Below are 4,446 nucleotides of genomic sequence, written 5' to 3'. Positions count from 1 at the left end.
GGCGCCCAGGGCTTCGAGCGCCTCCACCACGGCCGCGGCGCCGGTCGCGGCGGGTGCAACCGCGGCATCGGCCGCGCCTGCCGCCGCCGCGAAGTCGTCGGCCAAGGCGTGGTACGACAACATCGGCAACCGCGGCTATGTGCAGATGCGCTACAACCAGGGCCTGGACGATGGCGCGAAAGACCTGAAGTCGCCGGGTGACCGCTTCATCGGCCGCGACCAGGGCTTCGGGATCCGCCGTGCGCGCGTCGTGATCAGCGGCGATGTCTCCGACAAGATGTCGATCTACATCCAGCCGGATTTCGCCAGTACGCCGTCGGGCTCGTCGACCACGAACTTCGCCCAGCTCCGCGATGCCTACGCCGACCTCTGGCTCAACAAGGAAAAGACCTGGCGCATCCGCGCGGGCCAGTCCAAGGTGCCGTATGGCTGGGAAGACCTGCAGTCGAGCCAGAACCGCATCGCGCTGGATCGTGCCGACGCGTTGAACTCCGGTGTACGCGACGAGCGCGACCTGGGCGTGTTCGCCTACTGGTCGCCGACCGAGGTGAAGGAGCGCTTCAGCTACCTGCAGAAGTCCGGCCTGAAGGGCTCGGGTGATTACGGCATGTTCGGCATCGGCGTGTACAACGGGCAGGGCGCGAACCGGCCGGATCGCAACGACCAGCTGCACACCGTCGTGCACTTCTCGTACCCGTTCAAGCTGGCGAACGGGCAGTACCTCGAGGTCGGCGCGGACGCCTATACGGGTCGTTACGTGGTATCGACGGGCTCGGCCACGATCAACGGAGCCACGTTCACCCCGCGGGTGGATGCGCCGGAGGAAGGCTCGGTCGATCGCCGCGTCGCCGCGCACGTCGTGTACTACCCGCAGCCGTTCGGGTTCCAGGCCGAGTGGACCGTTGGCAAAGGCCCTGAGCTCGACGTCGCGCGCCGCGTGATCCGCACGAAGTCACTCCGCGGCGGCTACGCGCAGCTCATGTACAAGTTCGATGGCGAGTACGGCTCGATGATCCCGTACGCGAAATGGCAGACCTACCGCGGTGCGGCGAAGTTCGATACCAATGCGCCGAAGATGAACGTGGACGAGCTCGAGGCCGGCGTGGAATGGCAGCCGAGCAGCGCGATCGAGCTGGCCGTCGCCTTCGCCAACATGCGCCGCACCGATGTGAGCGCGGCGCCGTACCCGATGGTCAACGGCAAGCTGGTGCGCGTGCAGTTGCAGGTGAATTACTAAAGCCGGCGCACGCATCGTAGGAGCCCACCCTGTGGGCGACATCTTCCGCGGGAAAGCAGCAGGGCCTGTTGCCTGGTCGCGAAAAGCGTCGCCCACAGGGTGGGCTCCTACCGTGTTGCGTTATTTCTTCTTGGTGCCGGTGGCCAGGGACTTCTCCCGGGCGGCCTTGAACTCGCTGCCGTCCTTCCAGGCGGGCCATTCATCGCTGTTGGCGAGGTTGTCGCCCACCTTGTAGTACGCCATCACGTTCTGCATCACGCCGGTGAAGTCCCAGCGCATGTCATAGACGTCGGTGGGCTGGTGGTAGCGGTTCTTGTTGTAGTCGTCGGCAGCAGCCTGGCCGGCAGCCTTGCCGCCGTTGACCATGTCGATGCCGCCGCCTGCGGCCAGCGCAGGGACGCCGGCCTTTGCGAAGTTGAAGTGATCCGAACGGAAGTAGTGGCCCTTCTCCGGGGAGGCATCGCCGGCGACCACGCGGTTGTCGGTTTTCAGCACCTCGGCCAGCGTGTCTTCCAGCGTGCCCTGGCCGAGGCCGGTCACGATCATGTCCTTCGTGGGCCCGCCGATCGCGAGCGCATCCATGTTGATGTCGGCGACGGTCTTGTTGAGCGGGAAGGGCGGATGCGCCACGTAGTAGGCCGAACCCAGCAGGCCGGATTCCTCCATGGTCACGGCGGCGAACACCACGGAACGCTTCGGCTTTTCCTGGCCGAACTTCGCGGCGATCTCGAGCATGGCGGCAATGCCGGTGCCGTTGTCGATGGCGCCGTTGTAGATCGCGTGGCCCTTGAGCGCCGGGTCATGCCCCAGGTGATCCCAGTGGGCGGTGTAGACCACGGCCTCGTCGGGCTTCTCGCTGCCCTTCACCATGCCGATCACGTTGTTGCTGAGCGAATGCGTGATGTTGCTGTGGAGCTGGATGTTGGCCTTCGCGTCGAGCGGCACGGCCTTGAAGCCGCGCACGTCGGCCTGCTTCGCCAGGTCGTCGAAGCTCTTGCCGGCTTTCGCGAACAGTCGCTGTGCCGCTTCGTGCGTGAGCCAGCCGGCGACCGGGACCCGGGGCGCCGGGCTTTCGCTTTCCGGCAGGTCGAGCCGCGGCGTCGTCCAGCCGCTCTGCACCACGTTCCAGCCGTACGCGGCCGGTTCGGTCTGGTGGACGATGAAGACCGCGGCGGCGCCCTTGCGGGCGGCTTCCTCGAACTTGTGCGTCCAACGGCCGTAGTAGGTCATCTCGCGGCCCTTGAACAGCTTCGGGTCGTTGCCATTCCAGCCCGGGTCGTTGACCAGCACGATCAGTGTCTTGCCCTTGACGTCCACGCCGTCGAAGTCGTTCCACTGCGCTTCCGGGGCATCAACGCCGTAGCCGGCGAACACGATGTCTGAATCCTTCAGCTCCACATCGGACTTGGCCTGGAGGGTGCCGACGACCATGTCCTTGCCGAACGCGAAGGACTCCGTGCCGCCGCCTTCGCTGACGTCGAGTTTCAGGCTGTCCTGGCCGGTCAGCTCGGTGGAAACCGCGGGCACCGTCTGCACCCATTCACCCTTGTTGCCGGGTTCGAGGCCGGCTGCCTTGAACGCCGCGATGATGTAGTTCGTCGTCAGGCGCTCGCCCAGCGTGCCCGGCTTGCGGCCGTCGTACTCATCGGAGGAGATCACCCGCAGGTGCGCAGCAAAATCGGCTGCCGTGATATCCGGGGTGAAATCGTGATGCTCGTTGGCCACGGCCGGCAGTGGCGGCGGCGGGGAGGTCGACGGCTTTGCGGGCGCCGTGCTGGCGGCGGCCGGGGCGATCTTGTCCTGGTCGTGGTTCTGGCAGGCCGCCAGGGCAAGGGCTGACAGGCAGGCGAGGGCGATTCGGCGCATAGGTCGGGGATTCCCTTGGGCGTCTGTGGCTCGGACCCCGAGTGTAGCGGCAACCGTCCCGCTGTCGCCTGATACCGGAGCCAGTCATAATGGACGGTTTTCCCGGTCTGGAATGAGCCTTCCCATGCGCATCGGCATCGACTTCGGTACCAGCTACTCCGCCGCCGCCGCCGTGGTGGACGGGCAGTTGCAGCTCGTCCGCTTTGGCGACGAGCGCCAGTTCCGTACCGCGGTGTTCTTCCCCGAGGTGGTCCCCGACTTCGACGATTTCGTGCTGACCCCGACGCTCGAAGCCCAGGTCGATACGATCATCCGCGCCACCCGGGCCGATGAGCGCCGCACCGGCCGCACGCCACGTCCCGAAGGCGAAGTACGCCGCGATGCCATCCGCGTCGTGCGCCGCCAGTGGATGGAGGAGCGGATCCGCGAGGCCTCGTCTTCCTCGGTGGCCAGTTTCCAGGATGCGCTGTTTGGCGAGGAGGCCGTGGAGGCCTACCTGGAAGAGGGCACGGGCAACCTGATCGAATCGCCGAAATCCATGTTCGGCTACAAGCTCGATCCACGCGTGCGCAAGACCATTGTCAGTATCGCGGCGCATATCCTCGAGCACGTACGCCTGACCGCGACTCGCCAGTTCGGCACGCCGGTTCGTGAGGCGGTGATCGGGCGGCCGGTTGAATTCCGTAGCTCCATGGGCCCCGCCGGCGGTGAGCAGGCGCTGGGGATCCTGCGCGAGGCCGCGGGTGTCGCGGGCTTCGACAGCGTGTCCTTCCTGGAGGAGCCGGCAGCTGCCGCCATGCACTACCACCTGTCGCTGGCCGATCGGCAGCGGGCGCTGATCGTGGATATCGGCGGCGGCACCACGGACGTCGCCTACGCGGAGCTCGGCGCGGGTGCCGCGCCAGTCATGCACCGTAGCTGGGGCTTGCCCCGCGGCGGCACCGACCTGGACGTGGGCATGAGCCTGCACAGCCTGATGCCGCTGTTCGGCAGGGACGATTCCGGCGTCCCGATCCACCATTTCGTCGAGGCCGCCAGCGTGCACAACCTCCCGAAGCAGCGTGAGTTCCGCAAGCAGGACTACCGCCGGGTGGATGAGCCCTATGCCTCGCGCCTGCGCGCGTTGCAGGGCACAGGCGCCACGACGCGGCTGAACCAGCAGGCCGAGCGGATGAAGATCGAGCTTTCCGGCGCCGGGCTGGCCACCGCGGACCTCGACTTCATCGAGCCCGGCCTTGCCCGGCAGGCTGCCAGCGGGGATTTCCAGGTGGCTTCCGAGGACTTCCTCGACCGCATGGCGCGGTTGCTTGCCGAGGCCCATGGCGACATTGCTGACTCGCCTG

Annotated in this window: 3 protein-coding genes; 2 read left to right on the top strand and 1 reads right to left on the bottom strand. The window is 66.8% G+C overall.

Going from position 1 to position 4,446, the window contains the following annotated elements:
- Positions 1–1,237: porin (locus ACTHLF_RS21455; RefSeq protein WP_440330302.1), on the top strand; the 1,237-nt coding region annotated here is incomplete at its 5' end.
- A 120-nt stretch (positions 1,238–1,357) separates the two neighbouring features.
- Here the strand turns inward: ACTHLF_RS21455 and ACTHLF_RS21450 are convergent.
- Positions 1,358–3,103 carry a M28 family metallopeptidase gene (locus ACTHLF_RS21450; RefSeq protein ID WP_440330301.1) on the bottom strand — a complete coding sequence of 582 codons (1,746 nt, stop codon included), beginning with the start codon at positions 3,101–3,103 and terminating at the stop codon, positions 1,358–1,360.
- 124 nt (positions 3,104–3,227) lie between these two features.
- Between ACTHLF_RS21450 and ACTHLF_RS21445 the strand changes: the two genes are divergently transcribed.
- A partial coding sequence (locus tag ACTHLF_RS21445; protein ID WP_440330299.1) for an Hsp70 family protein occupies positions 3,228–4,446 on the top strand: 1,219 nt, incomplete at its 3' end.

This window comes from Luteibacter sp. (assembly GCF_051958795.1).
Taxonomy (GTDB): Bacteria; Pseudomonadota; Gammaproteobacteria; order Xanthomonadales; family Rhodanobacteraceae; genus Luteibacter.
This window is presented reverse-complemented; position numbering and strand designations above follow the sequence as displayed.

What these genes read in the sequence shown, in the direction of transcription:
- ACTHLF_RS21450 (WP_440330301.1), bottom strand. Translation starts at nt 3,103, where the DNA reads ATGCGCCGAATCGCCCTCGCCTGCCTGTCAGCCCTTGCCCTGGCGGCC.